Annotated in this window: 20 protein-coding genes; 5 read left to right on the forward strand and 15 right to left on the reverse strand. The window is 51.3% G+C overall.

Features of this window, described 5'->3' with window-relative positions:
* Complete coding sequence (locus AB6B37_RS12435) at positions 1 to 777, reverse strand: tyrosine-protein phosphatase (RefSeq protein ID WP_371396130.1); 777 nt, start codon at positions 775 to 777, stop codon at positions 1 to 3.
* A 122-nt stretch (positions 778 to 899) separates the two neighbouring features.
* Complete coding sequence (locus AB6B37_RS12440) at positions 900 to 1,937, reverse strand: ribonucleotide-diphosphate reductase subunit beta (protein ID WP_371396131.1); 1,038 nt, start codon at positions 1,935 to 1,937, stop codon at positions 900 to 902.
* A gap of 216 nt (positions 1,938 to 2,153) precedes the next feature.
* On the opposite strand from AB6B37_RS12440, the gene AB6B37_RS12445 reads away from it, so the two are divergent.
* On the forward strand, positions 2,154 to 3,278 hold the full coding sequence (locus tag AB6B37_RS12445; protein ID WP_371396132.1) for an aspartyl/asparaginyl beta-hydroxylase domain-containing protein: 1,125 nt from the start codon (positions 2,154 to 2,156) through the stop codon (positions 3,276 to 3,278).
* Positions 3,279 to 3,301: 23 nt separating this feature from the next.
* Here the strand turns inward: AB6B37_RS12445 and AB6B37_RS12450 are convergent, their stop codons facing one another.
* The 4 genes from AB6B37_RS12450 to AB6B37_RS12465 all read right to left on the reverse strand — a co-directional run bounded on the left by AB6B37_RS12450 (position 3,302) and on the right by AB6B37_RS12465 (position 7,609).
* Entirely contained in the window at positions 3,302 to 4,117 is an 816-nt protein-coding gene (locus AB6B37_RS12450) for a hypothetical protein (RefSeq protein ID WP_371396133.1), read from the reverse strand.
* A gap of 212 nt (positions 4,118 to 4,329) precedes the next feature.
* Positions 4,330 to 5,025 carry an orotidine-5'-phosphate decarboxylase gene (pyrF, locus tag AB6B37_RS12455; protein ID WP_371398455.1) on the reverse strand — a complete coding sequence of 232 codons (696 nt, stop codon included), beginning with the start codon at positions 5,023 to 5,025 and terminating at the stop codon, positions 4,330 to 4,332.
* Between the two features lie 22 nt (positions 5,026 to 5,047).
* Positions 5,048 to 5,866 carry an SDR family NAD(P)-dependent oxidoreductase gene (locus AB6B37_RS12460; protein WP_371396134.1) on the reverse strand — a complete coding sequence of 273 codons (819 nt, stop codon included), beginning with the start codon at positions 5,864 to 5,866 and terminating at the stop codon, positions 5,048 to 5,050.
* Positions 5,867 to 5,875: 9 nt separating this feature from the next.
* Positions 5,876 to 7,609, reverse strand: a complete 1,734-nt coding sequence (locus AB6B37_RS12465; RefSeq protein WP_371396135.1) for a mechanosensitive ion channel family protein — start codon at positions 7,607 to 7,609, stop codon at positions 5,876 to 5,878.
* 133 nt (positions 7,610 to 7,742) lie between these two features.
* On the opposite strand from AB6B37_RS12465, the gene AB6B37_RS12470 reads away from it, so the two are divergent.
* Positions 7,743 to 8,297 carry a rhodanese-like domain-containing protein gene (locus AB6B37_RS12470; protein ID WP_371396136.1) on the forward strand — a complete coding sequence of 185 codons (555 nt, stop codon included), beginning with the start codon at positions 7,743 to 7,745 and terminating at the stop codon, positions 8,295 to 8,297.
* Between the two features lie 43 nt (positions 8,298 to 8,340).
* Positions 8,341 to 9,564 carry an argininosuccinate synthase gene (locus AB6B37_RS12475; protein WP_371396137.1) on the forward strand — a complete coding sequence of 408 codons (1,224 nt, stop codon included), beginning with the start codon at positions 8,341 to 8,343 and terminating at the stop codon, positions 9,562 to 9,564.
* Here AB6B37_RS12475 and AB6B37_RS12480 read toward each other — a convergent pair.
* Both AB6B37_RS12480 and AB6B37_RS12485 read right to left on the reverse strand, forming a co-directional pair.
* Entirely contained in the window at positions 9,561 to 10,976 is a 1,416-nt protein-coding gene (locus tag AB6B37_RS12480; RefSeq protein ID WP_371396138.1) for an ATP-binding protein, read from the reverse strand. The two genes, AB6B37_RS12475 and AB6B37_RS12480, sit on opposite strands and share 4 nt — an antisense overlap.
* Before the next feature lie 178 nt (positions 10,977 to 11,154).
* On the reverse strand, positions 11,155 to 12,297 hold the full coding sequence (locus AB6B37_RS12485; protein ID WP_371396139.1) for a glycosyltransferase family 4 protein: 1,143 nt from the start codon (positions 12,295 to 12,297) through the stop codon (positions 11,155 to 11,157).
* A 446-nt stretch (positions 12,298 to 12,743) separates the two neighbouring features.
* Here AB6B37_RS12485 and AB6B37_RS12490 point away from each other — a divergent pair, with 446 nt between their 5' ends.
* Entirely contained in the window at positions 12,744 to 14,741 is a 1,998-nt protein-coding gene (locus AB6B37_RS12490; protein WP_371396140.1) for a ribonucleoside-diphosphate reductase subunit alpha, read from the forward strand.
* Between the two features lie 199 nt (positions 14,742 to 14,940).
* On the opposite strand, the gene AB6B37_RS12495 is transcribed toward AB6B37_RS12490, so the two are convergent.
* From AB6B37_RS12495 to AB6B37_RS12520, 6 genes are all read right to left on the reverse strand, one after another.
* Entirely contained in the window at positions 14,941 to 15,801 is an 861-nt protein-coding gene (locus AB6B37_RS12495; RefSeq protein WP_371396141.1) for a hypothetical protein, read from the reverse strand.
* 146 nt (positions 15,802 to 15,947) lie between these two features.
* Positions 15,948 to 17,078, reverse strand: coding sequence for a hypothetical protein (locus AB6B37_RS12500; protein ID WP_371396142.1), 1,131 nt, complete (start codon positions 17,076 to 17,078; stop codon positions 15,948 to 15,950).
* Between the two features lie 98 nt (positions 17,079 to 17,176).
* Positions 17,177 to 17,395, reverse strand: a complete 219-nt coding sequence (locus tag AB6B37_RS12505; protein WP_371396143.1) for a DUF1674 domain-containing protein — start codon at positions 17,393 to 17,395, stop codon at positions 17,177 to 17,179.
* A 174-nt stretch (positions 17,396 to 17,569) separates the two neighbouring features.
* Complete coding sequence (locus tag AB6B37_RS12510) at positions 17,570 to 18,124, reverse strand: histidine phosphatase family protein (RefSeq protein ID WP_371396144.1); 555 nt, start codon at positions 18,122 to 18,124, stop codon at positions 17,570 to 17,572.
* A complete protein-coding gene (locus tag AB6B37_RS12515) occupies positions 18,117 to 18,296 on the reverse strand; it encodes a hypothetical protein (RefSeq protein WP_371396145.1) in 180 nt (59 codons plus the stop codon). The genes AB6B37_RS12510 and AB6B37_RS12515 overlap by 8 nt, the downstream gene beginning before the upstream one ends.
* 16 nt (positions 18,297 to 18,312) lie before the next feature.
* On the reverse strand, positions 18,313 to 18,921 hold the full coding sequence (locus AB6B37_RS12520) for an HNH endonuclease (protein ID WP_371396146.1): 609 nt from the start codon (positions 18,919 to 18,921) through the stop codon (positions 18,313 to 18,315).
* 232 nt (positions 18,922 to 19,153) lie between these two features.
* Between AB6B37_RS12520 and AB6B37_RS12525 the strand changes: the two genes are divergently transcribed.
* Complete coding sequence (locus AB6B37_RS12525; protein ID WP_371396147.1) at positions 19,154 to 20,446, forward strand: hypothetical protein; 1,293 nt, start codon at positions 19,154 to 19,156, stop codon at positions 20,444 to 20,446.
* 53 nt (positions 20,447 to 20,499) lie between these two features.
* On the opposite strand, the gene AB6B37_RS12530 is transcribed toward AB6B37_RS12525, so the two are convergent.
* Positions 20,500 to 21,741 carry a DUF547 domain-containing protein gene (locus tag AB6B37_RS12530; RefSeq protein ID WP_371396148.1) on the reverse strand — a complete coding sequence of 414 codons (1,242 nt, stop codon included), beginning with the start codon at positions 21,739 to 21,741 and terminating at the stop codon, positions 20,500 to 20,502.
* Positions 21,742 to 21,774: the final 33 nt, after the last annotated feature.

A 21,774-nucleotide genomic window follows, 5' to 3' on the forward strand; every position in this document is an offset into this window, starting at 1 on the left:
TTAAGGTGTCAGATAATGATCTGACATTTTCAGGCGCTCTGCCTCAGTCAAGCCTAACGTCTTGTGCAGATAATTATCAAGATCCCCTATCGCGTCCAGAGACTGAGCGAGGTAATCTGGCTCGACATGGAATAAGGGACGGAGCATATCCGGGTGTAATTCGCGCTCATATTTTTGTGACATCATTTTGGACGCGGGGGTCAGATAGGCTTCAATATCGACAGCCGTCATGGTCAGCATGTAATCTTCCATGATGACCTCCTGCGGCACGCCCAAGACTCCCAAAATCAGGGCCGCCAGTGTGCCCGTCCGGTCTTTACCGGCCGCGCAGTGAATTAAAATCGGCTCGCCTGTGTCTGCCATAAAGCGCAAAGTCTGCACAAAACTGGATTGAAACGCTGGATCATTAGGCCGCGCAAGATAAGACCCGCGCATGTAATTTCGCGCATCATTAGCATGCTGCAAATCATATTTCGTAAAAGCTTCATGCGGGGCCATTGTTTCTGATGCATTGGGTGGGTCTGGAAATTCCACAACTTTAGCCGCGCGACCATCCGGCCAGCGGTTGGGTTGTCGCGTCCGTTCTGGTTTATGGCGAAGATCAGAGACAAGCCCAATATTCAGAGCGGCTATTTTTTCTAAATCGGTCTCCGACGCGCTGGCTAGATGTGCCGAACGAAACAAACGCCCTGCTTTGACATGACGCCCATCGGTGGTGGGATAATCGCCAAAATCGCGAAAGTTCAATATATTATCAAAAGACAGAATACGGGTCATGGGCGCGTCTCAGCCAGAGTTTGAATTAAGAAAAAAGGGCGCCAGACAGCGCCCTTATTATTATTGATACGAAGTAACCTGTCTTACGGACGGGCTCAATATCACACGTTGATATTCAGGGCCTAGTCAACAATCAGTGCAGGTTTTTTCTGCATTTGCTCGAACTTGCCCCAGACGCCTTCGTCCCCATGCCATTGACCTTGGGTCGCGCCTTTGGAATATTCTGTCGCGCGGGCTTCAAAGAAGTTTGCGTGCTCAACACCATTTGTAATTTCTGTGAGCCACGGCAGCGGATGCTCGTCAACGCCAAAGATTGGCGATAGGCCCAACTGCCCCATACGCCAGTCAGCGATATAGCGAATATAGCGCTTAATATCTTCGCTAGTCATGCCTTCAACAGGGCCCATTTCAAAGGCCAGATCAATAAATTTATCCTCTAGCTTCACAACGGTTTTACAACAATCCGCAATGTCATCTTTGACGGCTTGGGTCAGCGCGCCTGTTTCCTTTGCGAATGTATGGAATAATTTAATCATCCCTTCACAGTGCAAGCTCTCGTCACGGATAGACCACGTTACAATTTGGCCCATACCTTTCATTTTATTATGGCGCGGGAAATTCATCAGCATCGCAAAGCTAGCAAAGAGTTGCAGCCCTTCGGTAAAGCCACCAAATACAGCCATAGACGTTAGGATATCGCGGTCTGTTTCAACACCAAACTGACCGAGGTAGTCATGTTTAGCCGCCATTTCCTCATATTCCATAAAGGCGGAGAATTCAGAATCAGGCATGCCAATCGTCTCTAGCAGAAGCGCATAGGCCGCAATGTGGATGGTTTCCATATTAGAAAACGACGCCAGCATCATCCGCACTTCGACGGGCTTGAACAGCGGCATGTAATTTTCCATGTAATTAGCGCCAACCTCGACATCGGATTGGGTAAAGAAGCGGAAGATTTGCGTCAGCAGATTACGCTCCGATTCGGTGATATTATTCGCCCAGTCTTTGCAATCCTCACCCAGTGGGACCTCTTCGGGCATCCAGTGGACTTGTTGCTGTTTTGACCAGAAATCATACGCCCACGGATAACGAAACGGCTTATAACTCTGGCTCGGCATTAGCAGGCCTGATTTATGTGCTGTAAAATCAATTTTTCCCATGGTCTTTCCTCTTCCCTTTAACCCTTTACGCTCAATTCGCAGATATAGACTTATCCGCGCTGCAAATCACAATATGTAGTGTTATGAGCAGAGCTATCACATCGCAAGACCCAAGTCGTTAATTTTGCCCAAAAAACGCACCGTTCCTGTGGAGATATTGTCGCAGGTAAAATTATACGGCCCGCACCCCGTGTCTCGCTTGACCCAGGGCCGCTTTTGCCGCCACATAACATGATGAATGACACCTCACATAATAATGAATTTACTGATGCCTTATCCGTCCTAAACGCTAATGGATGGGCAGAGGCCGCACCGTTGTTTTTATCCCTATGGGCGCGCGCGCCAATAAATATGCGCTACGGATTGATGGCAGGCGTCGCCCTGCTGAAGACAGGGCGGGTAGATGACGGCGTCGCGCAGCTATCTTACCTATCAGAGCAAAACCCGATTATACGCATCGCGCAATATGGAGGCGATGAGATCCCCCTGCCCTTAAAGACCGCGTCACGTGATGCAGATGACGCCATTCGCAACGCCTTCACCCGTGTGCAAGAGAACGCCATAAAATCAATTGGGGTCACGCGCGCCGGCCGTATCGCGACAGCGCTTTGGCCGCAAACCCATAGCGGCCCAAAGCAATATCCGGATAATCCAATGGGGCCAAAACCCTATGTGTTTTACGCACCCGACCTGCCCCCCATCCCTGTCTTTGATAATAATGACGCCCCGTGGACACAGGCACTAGCGGCGCAGACGAACACCATTCGGGATGAATTTCTTGCTCTGATGGAAGACAGTGATAGCGGCGCGCCCTATGTCCCCGCACAAAGCCAATTGGGTGAGGACTGGCAAAAACTGCGCGGGCAAAAAACATGGAATGCTGTGCACCTTTATAAGGACGGGCGCGCGCAGAGTGAGGCAGCGCGCTGCCCCAAAACGCTCGCTGTTTTATCCTCTGTGCCAACGGTTATGCATAACGACGGTCCGATGGAGGTGTTCTTTTCCGTGCTGGCCCCCGATACCACGATACCGCCCCATTTCGGCCTCGCCAATTGCCGGGTCACGGTACATCTGCCGCTCCTAATTCCAGACAATTGTGCCATCCGTGTCGCGGATATCACCCATAGTTGGCTCAAAGGAGAGCCGTTTATTTTTGATGATAGTTTTGATCACAGCGCATGGAACGGATCAAAGACAGATCAGCGTGTCGTGCTTATCTTTGAAGCGTGGCGACCCGATATGACGGAGGGTGAAATAGCCGCGGTTGAAGCCAGCTACGCCGCTAGAGATATGCTCTTAAAGGAGCGCTCAAACCGCTTACGCGCGCTCTGGCCGAGATAAGGGGTAAGGGGTGTTTTGTGACCCTAGCGCTTCCAAGTAAAGGACAGCGCGGCGGCATCCTCGGATGATGAGAACCCAGCAGACCCTGGCGTGTTATTAAAGCTGTTTACTTCGCGGCGTATATAGCCCAGCGATAAGTCAGCGTCACCAATGCGGTAACCAATACCAGCCTGCGCGTCACCAATGATAATACGGTCTTGTAAATAGAAATCGGATGTTATGCCCCGTGTCGCCCGATCAGGGGAATAAGATAACGCCTCTGCATCTGCACCCGCAAACACATACCATGTATTAGATGCCACATCTTTGGACCGCAGGTCATCACCAATGCGGACAACCGCACCGACCAAGGCCGATTGCTCGCCTTCGTCAAACCGGACAGAGGCCGACGGTACAAGTTCAACATCAAGGCCGCCTTGTTTTGTCTTTTTCAAACTTTTGGAAAAGCCCAGATCAAGCTGCCGTGTCGTCTCACTCAGACAGGCTTGCTCGCCCGCCAAGCACCCCATAGATCCTGTCGGTACGTCAAACAGGCCCGTATTATTAAGACCCAATCCGCTAAGGCCCGATATATCGGCACCGTTTTGAGACAGGCCTGAAATATTAGACGAGGATAAGATATTTGACGTCGCACCATTGGACGACGATAAATTGAAATTCAGACCCTGGGTGGCAGAAATTGGTGCCGTTTTAAGGGGCACCAGACCTTTGTCATCCGCAGCATGAGCCGCAGACCCCAAGGACAACATAAGGGGCGCAATAACAAAAGAGCTTAACCCGTGCCATATGGCACGCTTAACGCGTCGTCTGGGTTGTTTATGTGCAAAAATACTTTGCATTGTCTCCTCAAAGGGTCTGTCTCAAGCCCACACTTGACCATCCAGCCCCTTCATACCGTGATATAAATCACGTTTTGGCCTAAAAATAAAGGGCATTCCCCGTTAAAGCTTATGAAAGCTTTGTTAATCAGCTCTAAATGAATCCGCGCTGAATGGGGAAAATACGGGTGAATAAAGTTAACAAAAGACACCGTGTTCGACGACTGTCGGCCTTAGGCGTCATCGCCCACAATATTGCGCAACACGGCCTGTGCCGCCGCCGCTGGATCAGCCGCTTGCGTGATGGGGCGCCCCACCACCAAATGCGACGCACCAGATGTGAGTGCAGTATAAGGCGTCGCGACACGTTTTTGATCGCCCTTATCCCCGCCAGGCAGACGCACGCCGGGCGTCACGACAAGGAAGCCCTGGGGCACAACCGCGCGGATTGCGGCGGCTTCTAACGGGCTACTAACAACACCGTCCATACCCGCCGCAACGGCCTGATTGACGCGGCGCATGACGAGGTCTTGCGCGCTGTCGTGATAGCCAATGTCTTCAAGCGCGGCTTTATCCAGCGAGGTTAGCACCGTCACACCGAGGAGTTTCAAGGCGCTGTCGCCCCGACCAGCAACAGCCGCGCGCATCACATCGGGCCGCGCATGCACCGTCAGTAAATCAGCGCCGAGCCCTGCCACAGAGCGTGTCGCTTTTTCCACGGTCGCGTCAATGTCGTGAAATTTAAAATCATAAAAGACGTTTTTGCCTGCTGCCTTCAGGCGCTGACCCAATTCAACCCCGCCAATCGGCAAAAGCTGCAATCCAATTTTGTAACTTTTCACATGATCGCCGAGCGCATCCACCATGGCTTCGGCCCGCTTTACGCTCGGTAAATCAAGCGCAACATAGACACGCGAGTCGGCTGGCAAGCTGTATTGATCCCGCGTCATATTATTGCTTTCTGATCTTCTCAGAGTTTTTGGCCATAAGCTTTTGCGACACAGCGGCGGGCAAAATACGGTTTAAAATCGCAAGGCCTTTATTGACGCTACCCGGGATAAAGACGGCGCGGTTACGCTCTACCGCCTCGACAGCTTGGGCGGCGCAATCTTCCGCAGACATCCACATCGCGTCAGGCAGTTGCGAGACGCCTTCGCGCGTGCCGTTCACATCGTGAAATTCCGAATATGTGAAGCCGGGGCATAGGGCGCTGATATGCACATCTGTGCCGTCGTTTTCCGCGTTGAGGCTCTCAGAAAACTTAATCAAAAAACTTTTAATCGCCGCATATAATGTGTGCCCGCGAGAGCCTGGCATATGGCCCGCAAGGCTCGCGACATTGATGATGCGTCCAAACCCGCGCGCTTGCATATCGGGCAGAACAGCGCGCGTCATTTCACAGGGCGCAGTTAGCATTAGCTGCAAATATTTGGCATGGTCTTCCCATGGGCTGGCGGTAAACACACCTGGATGACCATAGCCCGCATTATTCACAAGACCGTCAATCTGCAGTCCCTTTTTATGAATGCGCGCCATTAAATCTTTCGTCGCGTCTACGTCAAATAAATCAGAGACAAAAATATGGCTTGTCGTTTTAAAGCGCGTCTTCAGCTCCGTCGCTAGCTCTACCATCGGCTCTTCACGCCGCGCCACCAAGGCCAAATCCCAACCCAGAGACGCATATTCCCGCGCAATCGCGGCACCAATCCCCGCAGACGCGCCCGTAATAAGGCAAAGCGGACGAACAGGACGATTGGAAGGGTTGGACATAATTAGACTCTATTTCGCTTCAACGGATTTCGCTTTAACAGATTTCGTCTTTGAGGGCGCGACGCGTTTGGCCGTCTTTGACCTGTCGACCAACATGCGAACTTCGCGTTGTGGGAAGGGGATGGAAATACCGTTGTCTTTTAACGTGCGCCAAACAATAAAACCGACATCGGATGTGAATTTATTCGGGCCGTCATCGACGCCCTCACACCAAAATTCAACGCACATATTTATGCCGCTTTCGCCAAAGCTGCGAAATTCCACAGACGGCAGGTCAGGTTCGCCAAGCACGTCCTTATGGGCCAGCACAGCTTTGCCTATCACCTCGACAACATAATCAAGGTCACTGTTATAGGCGACAGTGAAATCAACTTCGTAACGTTGCAGCGGATCATCATGTGTCCAGTTTTCATAGGCCCCTTCGGTAAAGGCGGTATTAGGAACAATGATGTCTTTACCGTCGGCAGTGGCGACGACCGTCGAGCGCATATTAATCGCTTTCACCCGGCCAAATTGATCGCCTTCCATATTGACAAAATCGCCAACCTTCACCGAGCGATCAAATAAAATTATCATGCCAGAGACAAAATTAGCCGCAATGGGCTGCAGGCCAAGACCAATACCCAAAGACAAAGCCGAGAAAATAACCACAAGCCCAGAGAGAGAAATACCGGCCGCTGTAAAGGCCATCATTGTCGCGGCCACGAAAATCACGATCTGGAAAATCTTGGCGATGACTTCTCGCGTGGTCACATCCAAGGCTTCTTGGGAGCGAATGGCGTCTTGGCCTTTGGCATTTGAATAGGTTGCGATTTTGAAAAACACCGCGCCAAAGATTGCGAGCATCACCAGCGTCATGGCCGATATCGCGCCTTCGCCTTGGCCAAATTTCAAATTATTTAGCCAATTCGTCAGGTCATCGTAAAATCCAAACACAACCAAAAGCGCCAGTGGGATGAGTATCCAAATGGCCAGTTTTTGAAACATCTCATTCGTGATAAACGTTTTAATCACACTATATAATAGGAAGACCACAGCGAGGCCTTGCGCAATTTTCACAAGCCAGTCTTGTCCGAGGGGCTCAATATTTTTCAAAATCACCGCAAACAAAGCCAAAAGCCCAACTTGCAAAGCCGCGCGCAGAAAATCGCGCGAACGGTAGATGTAATCGCGCGCTACCCGCAGCTTGGCGTCCTTGGTGGGCGGGTCGCGAAACAAGAAAACCCTTTTGGTCAGGGACTTGGTCAATATAGGCGCCAAGAACCAGACCAGAGCAATCGCGCCAATCTGCGCTAAAAAGGACGGCGAGGTCAGCCAGCCAATAACTTTTGACAGAATTTTCTGACCCAGCGCTTTCGCCTCATCCGCATTCTTTGGAATGATGCTAGGTTTAGCGGGCATGTCATCGGCGGCGGCCGGAACATCCGCTGTCGCCGCGTCGCTTTGCGCCTTCAGCACAGCATCGACAAGCGCACGGTCAGCGTCCTCGCGTGCGTCCAAAGCGGCTTTAATGGCAGGATCAGTTAAATCTATTTTCGGCAGGTCTACAGACGGTAGAGTAGTGGCAGGGTTCCGGCTCGGGACCGTTTGCGCAGCCGGCGCAGTTTGAACCGTGCTCGGCGTTTGTGTCTCTAAAGCTTGTTCATCCGCGGTTTGTGGGAAAGCATCACTGCTAAGCGCCACACATGTCAGGCACAAAAACGCAATGAAGCCAGATTGAATGGTTGAAATCATCTTTGTCATCAAAGGCCCCTAACTGCCGTAAATGCTTGTACCAATATATCAGCACCGATCAGCTCGGCTGCGTCTTCAAATTTGGCTTGTTTTATGGGGAGTTTGCCCTTTTGTAAATGCGAAGTTAACGCTAAAAGGCGCTATGAAATTTGGGCTCACCATTATTATATTGACGACGCTGCTTTTGGGTTGCGGCAACGCTGGCCCGCAAAATGTCCAAGGCGGCATTGGCACGCTTCGCACAATCCAAAGCGATATCCAAACCGCCCTTCCTGATTTGAGCCATATTAGCCGTGCTGATTTAGATGCACAGCTGACATCAGCCCCCAACACGGTTGTGATTTTAGATACGCGACCAGCGGCAGAATTTAACGTCAGCCATATAGAAGGTGCAAATCGCATTGACCCTGACGCTGCGCCGCAGTCTCTGCTGTCATTAACAGATGTGCGCGGCAAAGACGTCGTGCTGTATTGTTCTGTAGGCTGGCGGTCATCTTTACTGGGGCAAGCGTCTAAAGACGCCCTATTGGCGGCGGGGGCAACATCGGTGCGTAATTTGGAGGGCGGGCTGTTTGGCTGGCATAATGATGGGCGCGCGGTGGTTAATCATGACGGCCCAACACATTTCATTCACCCCTATGATGATAAATGGGGCCAATTAATAAAAAATACAGACGCGGCGCGTTACACTCCCTAAAGAGATTAAACCGCGAGCGTAAAGCGGACGAAGGACTGATATTATGAGCACACCGAGCAAAGTTGTTCTGGCCTATTCGGGCGGACTGGATACATCGATTATTCTAAAATGGCTGCAAGAGGAGAAAGGCTGCGAGGTTGTCACCTTTACCGCCGATTTGGGCCAAGGCGAAGAACTAGAACCCGCGCGCCGCAAAGCCGAAGCCCAGGGGGTGAAAGAAATTTTCATCGACGATTTACGCGAAGAATTTGTTCGCGATTTTGTCTTTCCGATGTTTCGCGCCAACGCCCTTTATGAAGGCCTTTATTTGCTCGGCACATCAATCGCGCGGCCCCTCATCGCCAAGCGCCAAATTGAGATCGCGCATGAAGTGGGCGCTGACGCCGTTTGTCACGGCGCGACTGGCAAGGGTAATGACCAAGTGCGGTTTGAGCTCGGTTACTACGCGCTTGACCCGCAGATTAAAGTCATCGCCCCTTGGCGCGAATGGGATTTGAACTCTCGTACCAAGCTGATTGAATATGCCGAAAAACACGGCATTGAAATCGCGACAGATAAACGCGGCGAAGCGCCGTTCTCGGTCGATGCCAATTTGTTGCACACCAGTTCCGAAGGTAAAGCGCTAGAGGACCCCGCCGAGGAAGCCCCTGAATTTGTCTACCAACGCACCGTCTCACCAGAGGCAGCCCCCGACAAAGCCACCTATATCGAGGTTGGTTTTGAGCGCGGCGATGCCGTCTCTATCAACGGCGTCGCAATGAGCCCGGCGACACTATTAACACGTCTGAACGAACTTGGCGGCGCCAACGGCATTGGACGGCTGGATTTGCTGGAGAACCGTTTTGTCGGCATGAAATCACGCGGCATATATGAGACGCCTGGCGGAACGATCCTATTGATGGCGCACCGCGGTATTGAACAAATTACAATGGATAAAGGCGCAGCCCACCTCAAAGACGAGCTAATGCCGCGCTACGCCGAGATCATCTATAACGGCTATTGGTTCTCGCCAGAGCGCGACATGCTACAAGCCGCCATTGATAAGTCCCAAGAGATGGTGACAGGCACTGTGCGCCTCAAACTTTACAAGGGCTCTGCGACGATTGTCGGCCGTAGCTCGCCTTATTCACTCTATTCGCAAGAACATGTGACGTTTGAAGAGGATGATGTTTACGACCAAGCCGATGCAGGCGGTTTCATCAAAATCAACGCGCTTCGTTTGCGGCTACTCAAGGCCCGCGACCGTAAAGCCGGAAAGAATGATTAGGGCTTATCAATTGATAGGCCAACTTCATCCTCAAGTCTATTAATTGCAAATTCTGCCATAGACCAGCAATAACTCACAGTAGTGCTGCAATATATATTCGCAGCGCGAAAATTAATGGAACTTTGAAATGTGCGCGTAGTAATTAAAACACTATGACCTGAAAGATTGTTTTTTAATGAGAACGCAGCAATATTACTTGCCTCTGAAACATTGTTTTTTATCCTATCCGACCATTTTACTTCAATCGCAGTTTCAGGCTTTAGCGAATATTTGTTCAAGCTCACAAGGTCGACTTCTCTATCTGTCTTTCCGTCTCTCCATCTTGCGTAACTAAAAAGAGAGCTTGAAAAGCCATTAAAAGTTTGCGCTAAAACAGCCGTTTCAGCTAAGGCTCCCATCTTTGGATCATCAATATCAAGCGCCCCGAATAATGCTGCATATAACGACGGATTGGTTATATATACTTTAAATGTTCGCTCGCGTTTGAAAGACTTGGCATTTTCGTCAATGCGAGACAGTTTTCGGATTAAAAATGCACCTTCAAAATACTCGATATATTTTTTCAATGTTGCTTTGCTAACGCCGGAATTATGAGACAATTTTTCTAAGGAAATTTCCTGACTGGTATTGTAAACTAACGTTGAAAACAGCCTGTGCATTTCTTGAACATCTGTCACCCCATATAAGCTTGGCAAGTCTCTCAACAATACCTTGTCAATTATATCTGATTTTAAATACTGCTGGGCGCTATCTTGAAGCTTTTCATTTAAGACAATTTCTGGATAACCACCATAGGCCAGGTAATCCATGAAAGCATTGTTCAATATTGCAATATCAGAATTATAATCGATTTTTTGAAACCGGAGAAATTCCTTATATGACAAAGGCGGCAAGATAAAATCACTAAAGCGCCCCGCACCGCTTTCTTGGCTTTTGCGTTTTAAAACTGCGGCGGCCGATCCTGTTACGACAAATTTATACTGAGGATAGCTATCAACAAGCGATTTGAGGTGAATTTCCCAGTCTTTTAAATACTGAACTTCATCAAATATAATCCATCCGCCAGCAGTCTCATCGCCAAAATTATCGACATATAACCGCAATATCGTTTCTAGCCCTTTTCCCATCATAATAGGTGTGTCTAGCGAGCTAAAGAAAATATGATTGGGGGTTTCGCCTGCACTCAGCAAGTCATAAACAGCCTGTTTTGCCATTACGGTTTTGCCAACTTGCCGAGGCCCCATTAGAACAACCGCACGCTTTATATTGCGCTGGCTTACGAGGTGGTAAAAAGCCGGAAAATAATCCCGCTTTGGAAAGTCTTTCTCTAAAATTTTATCCGTGCCATTTTCCCACCATGTATTATCGCGCCGAATACGGTTTAGAATATCGATTTCAGAAATTTCGAGCATAAGACGTTTTTAGTTAAGGAAAGTAGATTGTGCCTAACACACTGTCTTCACAATTAAGCTAAAACAAGTTAGCTTATTTTACAATTAAGTCAATTAAGCAAAACTCATTTACCTTAACTGCCCAAAAAGTCAACTAAGCACACTCGATTTAGCTTAACTCAAACACTCCGTCTTTCCCTTACATCCCCTTCCCCCGTAGCACCCGCCACAGTTTCCGTCCCATTTTGCGGAGCCAGTGAAAGGGACTACTGGCGATTTTCATGAGGCGTCTTGTGCGGCGCCAGCGACGGCGGGCATTGGGTTCATATTCTGGGGTGAGTAGATTAAAAAACGTCTCTGACACCGCTTTCCAGCTGTAATTTTGTGCATGGTTTGCCGCGTCTTCGCGCAGTAATTCCAATGCGTCCAGGCATGCCGTTTTCAAATCATCGTCTAAGACACCGGCCCCGCTGCCTGGGACAATATCAATTGGACCTGTGACGGGATAAGCTGCAACAGGCGTTCCTGTGGCCATGGCCTCTATGATGACTAGGCCGAATGTGTCGGTTTTGCTGGGAAAGACAAAGACATCGGCATCGGCAAAATGCCGGGCAAGGTCATCGCCAAATTTAGCCCCGACAAAATGGGCGTCAGGATATTTTTTAGTCAGCTGAGATAGCTGCGGCCCGTCGCCGACAATGACTTTGGAGCCGGGCAAGTCGAGTTCCAAAAACGCCTCTATATTTTTCTCCACCGCCACACGCCCGACATTGACAAATATGGGTCGCGGCAGACCGTCGTAAACATCAGTGGGGTTAGCCCGCTGATCGGGACGAAAGATAGATAAATCCACACCGCGCGCCCAAGGGGCCAAACCCGTAAAGCCGCGCGCGTCTAAAAATTCGACCATGCTGGGTGTGGTCACCATGGTTGTGCCGCCGCTATTATGAAAATCACGGACAAATTTATACGGCCAAGACAGCGGCACAAAGGGAAAGCGCGCTTTGATATATTCTGGAAACTTCGTGTGATAGCTGGTCGTGAACGGCATGCCCCATTTAAGGCAAAGCGCACGGGCTGCTTGGCCCAATGGGCCCTCGGTCGCAATGTGAACGGCCTCTGGCGCGAAGCGGACAATGCGGCGTTCGACGTCAGATTTGGCAAAAGGCGCAAGCCGTATATCGGGATAGGTCGGCAGCGGCATGGTCCAATACCCATCTGACGGCGCAATCACCTCGACCTCGTGCCCAGCGGTGCGTAGCGCGCCAACCGTCTCTGACAGGGTGCGAACAACGCCGTTCATTTGCGGTTCCCATGCATCAGTCACGAGTAATATTTTCATCCATACGACCTTTTGCAGTTTTATGCCCCGCATCCAAGCAAGGCGCGCAATATCTATAGCGTTTACGGCGCATATTCATAGAGCGTTTGCCTTTTAGTGCGCGACCTGGTGCGGGCGCTGTTTCGTCCACATTTTATCCCCGCTATATTGTCGCCTCGCACCCTTGTCGGCGGGCAAACAGGCTGCCATAAAAAAAACTATAACAAAGCCAAGCACTTAACTGTCTGTTAACGAAAAATTTCCTTTTTTGGAACACAAGGTATTGACGGGAGAGGGCAAATCGCCACTATATATGGTGTAGAAGCCGCGGAATGACAGTCGCAGCCTTCCTTTTACCGTAAAGATTCCCAAGCATGAGAGGGCTTATGCTGGAAGGAATTTTGACGTCAAAAACAGGGACTTAGCCAGCATAAACTGGGTCATGTCCGCATCAAATGGGGGTTTTAATGACCGAAGAGAACGCAGCCAACGCCATCAGCGAAGATTTCACATCACAACTGGATGACGGCACGACGATAAATGAGACCGCAACAGCGAACTCAGCCTCGGCCTCACTTAAAGCTGTTGTCGATGCGGCCAATAAAACATCCTCCGCTGATGTTGCGCCGCAAAAGGGAAAGCCCGCGAAAATCGCCGCCTTTAAAGAGGTTGACGTCACGGTTCGCCAGGACCGTACACGTGATACCCTGTTGACTGACTTTGGTAAGCGCACATTGGTTGACCGTTACCTCTTGCCCGAAGAAGTTTATCAAGACATGTTTGCGCGCGTGTCAGAGGCCTATTGCGACGATAGCGCCCATGCCCAACGTCTTTATGATTATATGTCACGCCTCTGGTTCATGCCGGCGACACCCGTTCTGTCCAACGGTGGCGCCAATCGCGGTCTACCAATTTCGTGTTTTCTGAATGCCGTTGATGACAGCCTTGATTCGATTGTTCATGCGTGGAACGAAAATGTCTGGCTAGCCTCCAATGGCGGTGGCATTGGCACCTATTGGGGTAACGTGCGCTCTATCGGTGAACGCATTGGCCGTGCGGGTCACACATCGGGCATCATCCCGTTCATCCGCGTGATGGACAGCTTGACCCTCGCCATTTCCCAAGGCTCTCTGCGCCGCGGCTCTGCAGCGGTCTATCTTGATATTCACCACCCAGAAATCGAAGAGTTCCTCGAAATCCGCAAACCCTCTGGTGATTTCAACCGCAAGTCTTTGAACCTGCACCACGGCCTAAACATCACAGACGACTTTATGGTTGCCGTGCGTGACGGCACAGATTTTGGCCTGATTAGCCCCCACACAGGCGAAGAAATCAAGCGCGTTGACGCGCGTAAATTGTGGCAGAAAATCCTAGAGATGCGCCTGCAAACGGGCGAGCCTTATATGGTGTTCTCTGATACTGTGAATAATGCACTGGCTAAGCACCAACGCGATGCGGGTCTAAAGGTCCAACAATCAAACCTTTGTGCTGAAATCATGCTGCCCACAGGCCTTGATAAATACGGCCGTCAGCGCACGGCCGTTTGCTGCCTGTCATCGATCAATGCCGAGAAATATGACGAGTGGAAAGATGATGAAACCTTCATTGAAGACATCATGCGTTTTCTTGATAATGTCTTGCAAGATTTCATTGACCGCGCGCCAGACGCAATGGCTGACGCGAAATATTCTGCGGCGCGCGAACGCTCTGTTGGGCTTGGCTTGATGGGTTTTCATTCCATGTTGCAAGCCAAAGGTATCCCCTTTGAGAGCGCCATGGCGAAATCCTTTAACAATAAAATCTTCAAGCATATCCGCAAAGGCGCGGATGCGGCGTCCAAGACATTGGCCGAAGAACGCGGGGCGTGCCCTGACGCGGCGGATGCGGGCGTCATGGAGCGGTTCTCGCATAAAATGGCGGTTGCCCCGACAGCGTCCATTTCTATTATCTGCGGCGGTACCTCTGCGGGAATTGAGCCTATCCCGGCCAATATCTATACCCATAAAACACTGTCAGGATCGTTCACAGTGCGTAACAAGCACTTAGAGGAAGTCTTGGAAGCTAAGGGCCTCAATAGCGAAAAAGTCTGGACGAAAATTCTCGAAAATGAAGGCTCTGTGCAGTGGATGGACGAGCTTGATGAATTTGAGAAAGACACGTTTAAAACAGCGTTTGAGATTGATCAGCGCTGGGTGATTGAACATGCCGCTGACCGTGCGCCTTATATTTGCCAAGCGCAGTCACTGAATATTTTCATCCCCGGCGATGTTGATAAATGGGACCTCCACATGTTGCATTGGCAAGCGTGGGAAAAAGGCGTGAAGTCGCTTTATTATTGCCGCTCTAAATCTGTGCAGCGCGCATCTTTCGCAGGCGCCGATGAAAAGGCAGAATTAAGCGAGGTTGAAAAAGCCATGCAAGCCGCCGCACCAACGGATTATGACGAGTGTCTTGCCTGTCAGTAGGGGCCTGTCAACAACGGTCGTGTCAGTAGGCTAGAGACACAAAATAGAACAGCCCTCGCTTCGGCGGGGGCTTTTTCTTGGGGTGGTGTGATGTCAGTGATGTGATGCCAGGCTATATGCTCACAAAAAAGCCCGCCATAAAGACGGGCCTATGTATTTGAATTTTCTTGTTCCCTATTGTGTGGGGAGCACTGAGTGGCTACCAGCCACAGCCGCCAGGATAACCAGCGCCGTAGCGAGAGTAAGCCCCACAGCCACCGCCGACATAGACGTCCTGAATATACGGTACTGGCGTTGGAACGGGGTAACGGACATAGATGATAGGCCGCACCACACGTGTGTAATTCACCACAGGTGCCGCTCTGTAAACAGGGGCTGGTTTGGCAACAGCGTAACAGCCAAGCACTTTGCCGCCTTCTGGATTATGAACGCTAACGGGGCAATTTGTTGGCACTAATTGCTCATTGCTGCCGAGACCAAGAATAGAGGTGCTGCCTGTGAACGGCACAACGGTTGTGTCGTTTAAAGTATAACTTTGCGAAATAGAGCCGGACCCGTAATTCGCAGTGCTGGACGTTGATGATGATGAATTACCATACATCGTTACTGTGCCACCAGAATAAGACGGCCCAGAATAAGACGGTGCAGAATAGCTTGACGAAGAATAGCTGGGTGATGTGCTGTAAGATGAGGTCGTGCTGTAGCGACCTGATGTATCAAGGCATGTACCGTCTGATTGCGCCGTTGTGCCGGATGGGCAATTGCTAGGCATGGACCCATAAGAGGTGGATCCAGAATAGCTAGAGCTTGCACTATATGTTGAGCCAGACGTGTATGTTGAACCCGACGTGTATGAAGACGGCGCGACATAGCTAGAGCTAGCAGTCCATGTTGATAGTGGTGCACCTTGGTTATGGCTGTGGGCACTGCTGGAATAACCCGCATGGCTGTGGCCACTATTGCTGTTGCACGTGGACTGACATCCCGCAAAAGCAGGGGCCGAGATTAAGGCTGATGCGCCGAGCAGCGCGGCGATTGTAACTGTACGGGAATAGGACATGACCCACCTCTTGTTTGGTTTGTTGCACAGTCACTGCAAAACACAGGCCAAAACAAGCGATTACACCTCTGGCGCGAATCAGAAACGCAGAATGCAAAAAGCCAGAGTCCTAAGACTCTGGCTCCTCAGTCAATATTTTGTAGCGCTTAATACGTCCAGCGGCCGTTCGTCAAATGACGAGAGATTGGCACATGCGGCGCCTTTTGAGAGCCGTAGCGCGCATTATGGCCGCGCTGTTGAGGCACAAAGCCAGGCGCACAATGTGCAGGCACGTTCACTGTATAAGGCACTGGCGTTGGCACAGGTGTCGGAACGCCGATCACGGGGCGCACAATGCGCTGCACAGTCGGCTGCGGTGCTTGGCGGCGACAAATAACTTGCGTCGCAATAGTATCACCGAAACGGGTCACACCAGACACTTTTTCCCAATACCCTCCAGAGGCATCAACACCGCCCATAGCATTGGCGGGTGCAGGGCTGGCGGCCTGTGTTTGCACATAATTGACCACGCTACCGATTTGACGCCCTCCCAAACCTGCGCCTTGAGGCGCCGCATTAAGTGTCATAGAGCCAAAAGACTGGCTACTGTAAGACTGCCCGCCACCAAACTGGCTACCATAAGACTGGCTGCTATAAGACTGGCTGCCATAAGACACGCCTGAACGGCTCAGCGCAGCGGCGGCCCGTGTTGGATCGCGGTCAATAAAAGATGTCGGCGCATGGACAATGCCCGGCGTGATGGTGTTATCACCATAAACGCGCGGCGCAAATTTGGACGGATCATAACCACCGCCAATGGCAATGATACGCGGTGCGGGCAACGGCGCGCTGACCATAGGCGCACGGTATTGCGGCGTGGCCATGACAGGGGCTTGGAATTGCGGCACGAAAGGGGCTGCGATTTGCGGTGTGTTTAACTGCACATTAACGGGTGTGCCCGCATCAGATCGGCAATAGGTTGTTGATGTCGGGTGACAGCCACCCGTAAATCCAGACGGCGCATCGGCAAGAGAGGCGCTTGGCCCCATACCGTGAACCCGCGTGATGGACACATTGGGCGAGCGCGTATACTCAACTGTGCGCAAATGGCCCATGGGTTGTTCAATATTGACGGTCATCGGGCCAAAAGACGGCGCACCGTTCACATTGACAACTGTGCCGCTATCGCAATTTTGCAATCCGGCACCATACCCACATCCACCCGCTAAGGCTGGCGTTGCCGCAAATGTTAAACCCAAACCACCCAGCATTAGGGCTGCTTTACCAAAATGACGCATTTTGCGTTCTCCCACGTTGGACGGTCACCACCGCCTTTAAGTCCGGTTACCCGGTAAATTCATTATGGAAGAGTGCGCCGTGCCCGCCCTAGGTTACCCTAGAAATCATAAGCAATACCGCCGCGTTCCCAATCACCAAAGCGCGTGGGCTCTTCCCCTTTAGGCCCAGCGGTTTCACGGGGACGATCAGAGGTGTGCTCAGCCGCCGTCTCGGCAGCTTTCGCTTTACGCGCGGCAGCTTCACGTAACGCCCGCTTTGCAGCAGGGCTAAGTGTTTTGCCGGGCGCGGCGTTGGGAAGTGGCGTATCATCAGACATGCCGCAAACTAACGCTCCCTATTCTGGTCGTCAAACCGCAATCGCGCTTTGCCGATGCCAAAGCGACGCATGCGACCCTCTGACACCGTTTTGATACACGGTCTTGCTGAAAATATGATTAAGTCGCTCTTTGGGATTTATTAAGCATAAAGCTTAAGGCCACGAACATTGGGGTCAATATTTTGACGGCTTACCGTAACGCGAAATCGTCGTATCTATTGTCCCGCGCTCACCCTCGCGCAAGATATAAAGGCGGTCATTTTCGCCCATCTCGACAATCGGCTCCCCCGCCTCCCCGCCTAAAAGCTCCGCCAATTGCGGTGTCGTATTAGAATGACCGACAATAACGAATGTGCCGTTTTTGTCTTTCATCTGCGCAGCAAAGCTGGCCAGATCACTCGCGTCATATAATGTCAATGGCACATTGGTCGCGCGGGATAGCGGCATGGCTGTGTCGCGGGTACGGGCATAATCGGTGGAGTAAATACCGTCGATGGATAATTTTGACAGACGCTTGGACAAAGCTTTAGCGCGGTCCTTGCCAGCCGGCGTCAGCACGGGGTCCTTTTTATTGGCCGTCTCGCTTAGGTCTTTTTCTGCGTGACGGACAAGGTAATAGACCGACGGCGCAGCTTTAGCGCCAATAACAGGGGTGTCACTTTTAGGGGCTGGGGCGCAGCTGGCGATAAGCGCTACCAGACTGGCGCATATGAGAGCGCGTCTATTCACTTTTATCGTTTTTATTAATTTTCTTCTGGTCCCGGCCTTTGAAAAAATAATCCAAGCCAAAGGTCGCCAAAACACCAATGAATAAAGCAAAGGGCGGGTGACGCATAACAAAGAAAACCATGATGCCGATAATCGGCCCAAGGATAATAGCGTAGGGGTGAACGCGGGTCATAACTGTCCTTTTAAGGTTAGGCTTTAAGTTCTACGTCCCAGTAGAGATAGTCAAGCCAACTTTCATGTAAATGATTGGGCGGAAAACGCCGACCTTGTACTTGCAATTGATGCATGGTGGGTTGCACAGGTTTGACACGCGGATACATGCTGGCGTCTTTTGCCAAACGGCCGCCCTTGCGCAGATTGCATTTGGAACAGGCCGCGACGATGTTCGTCCAACTGGTCTTACCCCCCAAACGCCGCGGGATCAGGTGATCAAAGGTTAAATCATCAGCGTCGCCGCAATACATACATTCAAACCCGTCACGTAAAAACAGATTAAAGCGCGTGAAGGCAGGCGCACGGTTTTGCGGCACATAGTCTTTTAACGCCACAACACTAGGCAGTAGCATTTCAAAGTTGGCCGCGCGAACCGTCTGCGCGTAATCATCAACCACATTCACGCGGTCAAGAAACACGGCCTTCACAGCGTCCTGCCATGACCACAGTGATAGCGGAAAATATGATAAAGGTTGATAATCTGCGTTCAGGATAAGGCAGGGATAATTGCCCGCTGTCACAGGCTGTAAATCTTGGGGCAGCTCTGCTTGGCCTATCGCGGATGTTGACGCAATTAATCCCATAGAGCCGTTCCCCCCTGACATGCGGAAGCGCTATGGATTTGGCTCTGTATATTGCGCTGGTCCCTGAAGACAACACTCCTGCATCTGATTCACTCTATGTGTAGATAATCAGAATGACAGAGCTATGACAAGGGGGTGAAAGTTGATGCGTTAATTTGGCACGGATGGTGGTGCTCCGTGCAAAACTGTGATTTTTACTTCGTCTTTGGCGCGCAGTCAGTCACAAAGGGTTATGCGATTCGGCTTAATACTTTTGGTTATGACGTCCCTCAGCGCTCAGCTGGCCTTTGCCGCGCCGGGCGACACGCTGCCGCGTGCAAAAACGCAGACAGAGGTAAGCCCGCAAAATTTCCGCAGCTCGCCCAAAGGCTTCGGTCAGACCGTCGCTACGCTGCCTGGGCTCTATGCTAAAACTATTGCAACATCCTTGGGTGATATTGCCGCGATAGCGGTCGATGATGACGGTACGGTCTATACAGCGGACCAAGCCACAGGGCGTATCTTTGCCCTGGGTGACCGTGGTCGTGACGGGCGACTGGACGGGCGGCAGCTTTTTGCCAGCGGTTTTGATAGGCCGTCTGGTTTAGCTTATAACAATGAGACACTTTATATCGCGGATCGCGTCGCCATTTGGGCGGTGGATATTAAGACAAGGACAAAATCAAAACTTGCACCCTTATCAGCCAGCGGTGCAGACGCCGCCCCTCGCCCGCTCGCGCTGTCCAATAACAACATCATTATTGGCCTGTCATTTACCACCGCCGAAAAACGCCATAGCCGTCTTATCAGCATAGACCCACAGACAGGCATAGCGAGCTTGGTCAAGCAGATTGATGACGCGCCGCTATCAACACTCGCCGTTCAAACATCAGGGCAGATTTGGGCCGGAGTCGGCACGCAGCTTATTCCCATCATGGCTGGTGATTTGGCTTTTCCGATTATCAGTGGCGCGCCTATCACAGGGCTGACTTTTGGATCTAAAGACAGCTTTCCTAGCGATTGGCCAGAGGCCTTACGCGGGCGCATCTATCTTAGCACGGGACAGTCAAACACAGCGCGGGGCGGGTTTTCTATTCTGACGCTCGCCTCTGAATTCGGCGCACCCGCAGCATCAGTGGAGGTTTTCGCCGACGGATTTTACAATGCACGCAATCAAAGCCTGTGGGGGCAGCCAGGGGCGCTCTTACCGACAGCGAACGGCCTGATTATGGCAGACCGCTTTGGCGCGCTTTGGCGGATCGGGCTTGATGACCGCCCCGTCCAAGCCCCGCGCCGCAGCATCAGCCAACCCCTGCCTGATTTACCAGTACAAAAGCCGTCCCGTCCACGCGGGGAAACAACCCCTATGGCGGGCAGTCAGATTAGCGGCAGCACCATCACCACAGGCTCGACCATTGCCGTGGGATCACAACTGATCAAAGAGTTTGAGGAGAAAGAAGCCGCAAAAAAAGAAGCCGCAGACAAAGAAGCCGAAGAGAAAGCGCAAGCGATTGATGATGCGGCAAAGAAAAACGCCCCCGATTAAAGTCAGAGGCGTTTAAAGTCAGAGGCGTTTACGTTAAATATTCTGGCCAGACCTTATTGGTTAGGCGGAACGTAGGTATCGCTCGCCGGGTCAACATTTGGATCAAAGGCTTGAACGCTTGGCGTCTCAATATCCTCGATAACTACGGTGCCGCTTGATAGTAACCCGCGACGCCGCAGCACTTCACGTTTTTGCGACAGCTCACGGATGAGACGCTGTACTTCATTAGGCAGTTGCATGGAATCAAGCGGTGTGCCGCTATCCAAGTCACGGACGTCACCCGTCGCAATACGCGGACGGTCACCCCCCATAAGATCAGCAATAACGTCGTCATAACGGTCAATTTTGAACGGCTTGCCAGAGGCCAGTTCAACGCGGACTTCTTCTGCTGCATGTTTCATCAAATGCGCGTCTAAATCACGCTCCCAATTTGGGAAATAGAACGGCTGTGCCTCCGCGTATAAACGCGAGACTTCGCGCGCTCCGCTGGTTTCGTTAAAGCCGCGCAAGGAATTAACAAACTCGCTGGCTTGCAACGACAGTACAGCGTTTACATTGCTGGCTTTATAAGCGTAATCCTGCAGACCCGGTGAGCCGATATCGCCGTAAAAGAACCCATAGATAGTTTCTGGATTTGTCCAATTGGGAAAGACGATACGCTCCCGAATATCGCGTAGCGATAGGGGCGTGCCTTTGATATTCAATAGCTTTGCATCATGTAGCGGCACACCATTAACAGTCATTCTAGACGGGCGGCGCACAGGATATTGCAGCGCAATCTGTTCTATCAATTTCACATTGTGAAGGTTCAACCAGAAGGCCAATTGCTCATCCCGGGACATATTGACCAAATTGATTTGGTTACCAATTCGTTCAAGGTCGGCGCGGTAATCAATGATGGCTTGACGATATTCATCACCAAGGAATGAGAAGCTGACGCGGCTCCCTTCTAGGCGGTAGGCTGAGCGGTGCCCCCGAATAAAGCGCGTGCCTGTCGCCCCTTGGGGCTTGCCAAGATAACGGCGTGTCGACGCCCCAAAACGCAGCACGGAATTATCGAGGGCTTCGTCCAACACTGAATAATCCAAACGCGTGCGAGAGGTGAAGGCCTGTGGGGCAAATTGAGCTAACGGCGTGGGTTTAGCCTTTGGCGTGTAGCCATTAATCATAACCCCGGCACTCATTTGTGGATTAACGGTCTGCGCATAGCTTGGCGTTGTAAGGCTCGGCACAAATAGGCTCAGTGCCGCCCCGAGAACCAACACCGATGAAGTCTTAAAAAATCTAGTCCGCATAGCGTTTCTCCAAAAGGTCGTCACGTGGCACTT

The sequence above is a fragment of the Fretibacter rubidus genome, assembly GCF_041429785.1.
GTDB lineage: Bacteria > Pseudomonadota > Alphaproteobacteria > Caulobacterales > Maricaulaceae > Fretibacter > Fretibacter rubidus.

What these genes read in the sequence shown, in the direction of transcription:
- AB6B37_RS12485 (WP_371396139.1), bottom strand. Translation starts at nt 12,297, where the DNA reads ATGAAAATATTACTCGTGACTGATGCATGGGAACCGCAAATGAACGGC.
- AB6B37_RS12460 (WP_371396134.1), bottom strand. Translation starts at nt 5,866, where the DNA reads ATGTCCAACCCTTCCAATCGTCCTGTTCGTCCGCTTTGCCTTATTACG.
- AB6B37_RS12450 (WP_371396133.1), bottom strand. Translation starts at nt 4,117, where the DNA reads ATGCAAAGTATTTTTGCACATAAACAACCCAGACGACGCGTTAAGCGT.
- AB6B37_RS12495 (WP_371396141.1), bottom strand. Translation starts at nt 15,801, where the DNA reads ATGTCCTATTCCCGTACAGTTACAATCGCCGCGCTGCTCGGCGCATCA.
- AB6B37_RS12520 (WP_371396146.1), bottom strand. Translation starts at nt 18,921, where the DNA reads ATGGGATTAATTGCGTCAACATCCGCGATAGGCCAAGCAGAGCTGCCC.
- AB6B37_RS12480 (WP_371396138.1), bottom strand. Translation starts at nt 10,976, where the DNA reads ATGCTCGAAATTTCTGAAATCGATATTCTAAACCGTATTCGGCGCGAT.
- AB6B37_RS12515 (WP_371396145.1), bottom strand. Translation starts at nt 18,296, where the DNA reads ATGACCCGCGTTCACCCCTACGCTATTATCCTTGGGCCGATTATCGGC.
- AB6B37_RS12470 (WP_371396136.1), top strand. Translation starts at nt 7,743, where the DNA reads ATGAAATTTGGGCTCACCATTATTATATTGACGACGCTGCTTTTGGGT.
- AB6B37_RS12440 (WP_371396131.1), bottom strand. Translation starts at nt 1,937, where the DNA reads ATGGGAAAAATTGATTTTACAGCACATAAATCAGGCCTGCTAATGCCG.
- AB6B37_RS12505 (WP_371396143.1), bottom strand. Translation starts at nt 17,395, where the DNA reads ATGTCTGATGATACGCCACTTCCCAACGCCGCGCCCGGCAAAACACTT.
- AB6B37_RS12465 (WP_371396135.1), bottom strand. Translation starts at nt 7,609, where the DNA reads ATGACAAAGATGATTTCAACCATTCAATCTGGCTTCATTGCGTTTTTG.
- AB6B37_RS12435 (WP_371396130.1), bottom strand. Translation starts at nt 777, where the DNA reads ATGACCCGTATTCTGTCTTTTGATAATATATTGAACTTTCGCGATTTT.
- AB6B37_RS12490 (WP_371396140.1), top strand. Translation starts at nt 12,744, where the DNA reads ATGACCGAAGAGAACGCAGCCAACGCCATCAGCGAAGATTTCACATCA.
- AB6B37_RS12525 (WP_371396147.1), top strand. Translation starts at nt 19,154, where the DNA reads ATGCGATTCGGCTTAATACTTTTGGTTATGACGTCCCTCAGCGCTCAG.
- AB6B37_RS12500 (WP_371396142.1), bottom strand. Translation starts at nt 17,078, where the DNA reads ATGCGTCATTTTGGTAAAGCAGCCCTAATGCTGGGTGGTTTGGGTTTA.
- AB6B37_RS12475 (WP_371396137.1), top strand. Translation starts at nt 8,341, where the DNA reads ATGAGCACACCGAGCAAAGTTGTTCTGGCCTATTCGGGCGGACTGGAT.
- AB6B37_RS12530 (WP_371396148.1), bottom strand. Translation starts at nt 21,741, where the DNA reads ATGCGGACTAGATTTTTTAAGACTTCATCGGTGTTGGTTCTCGGGGCG.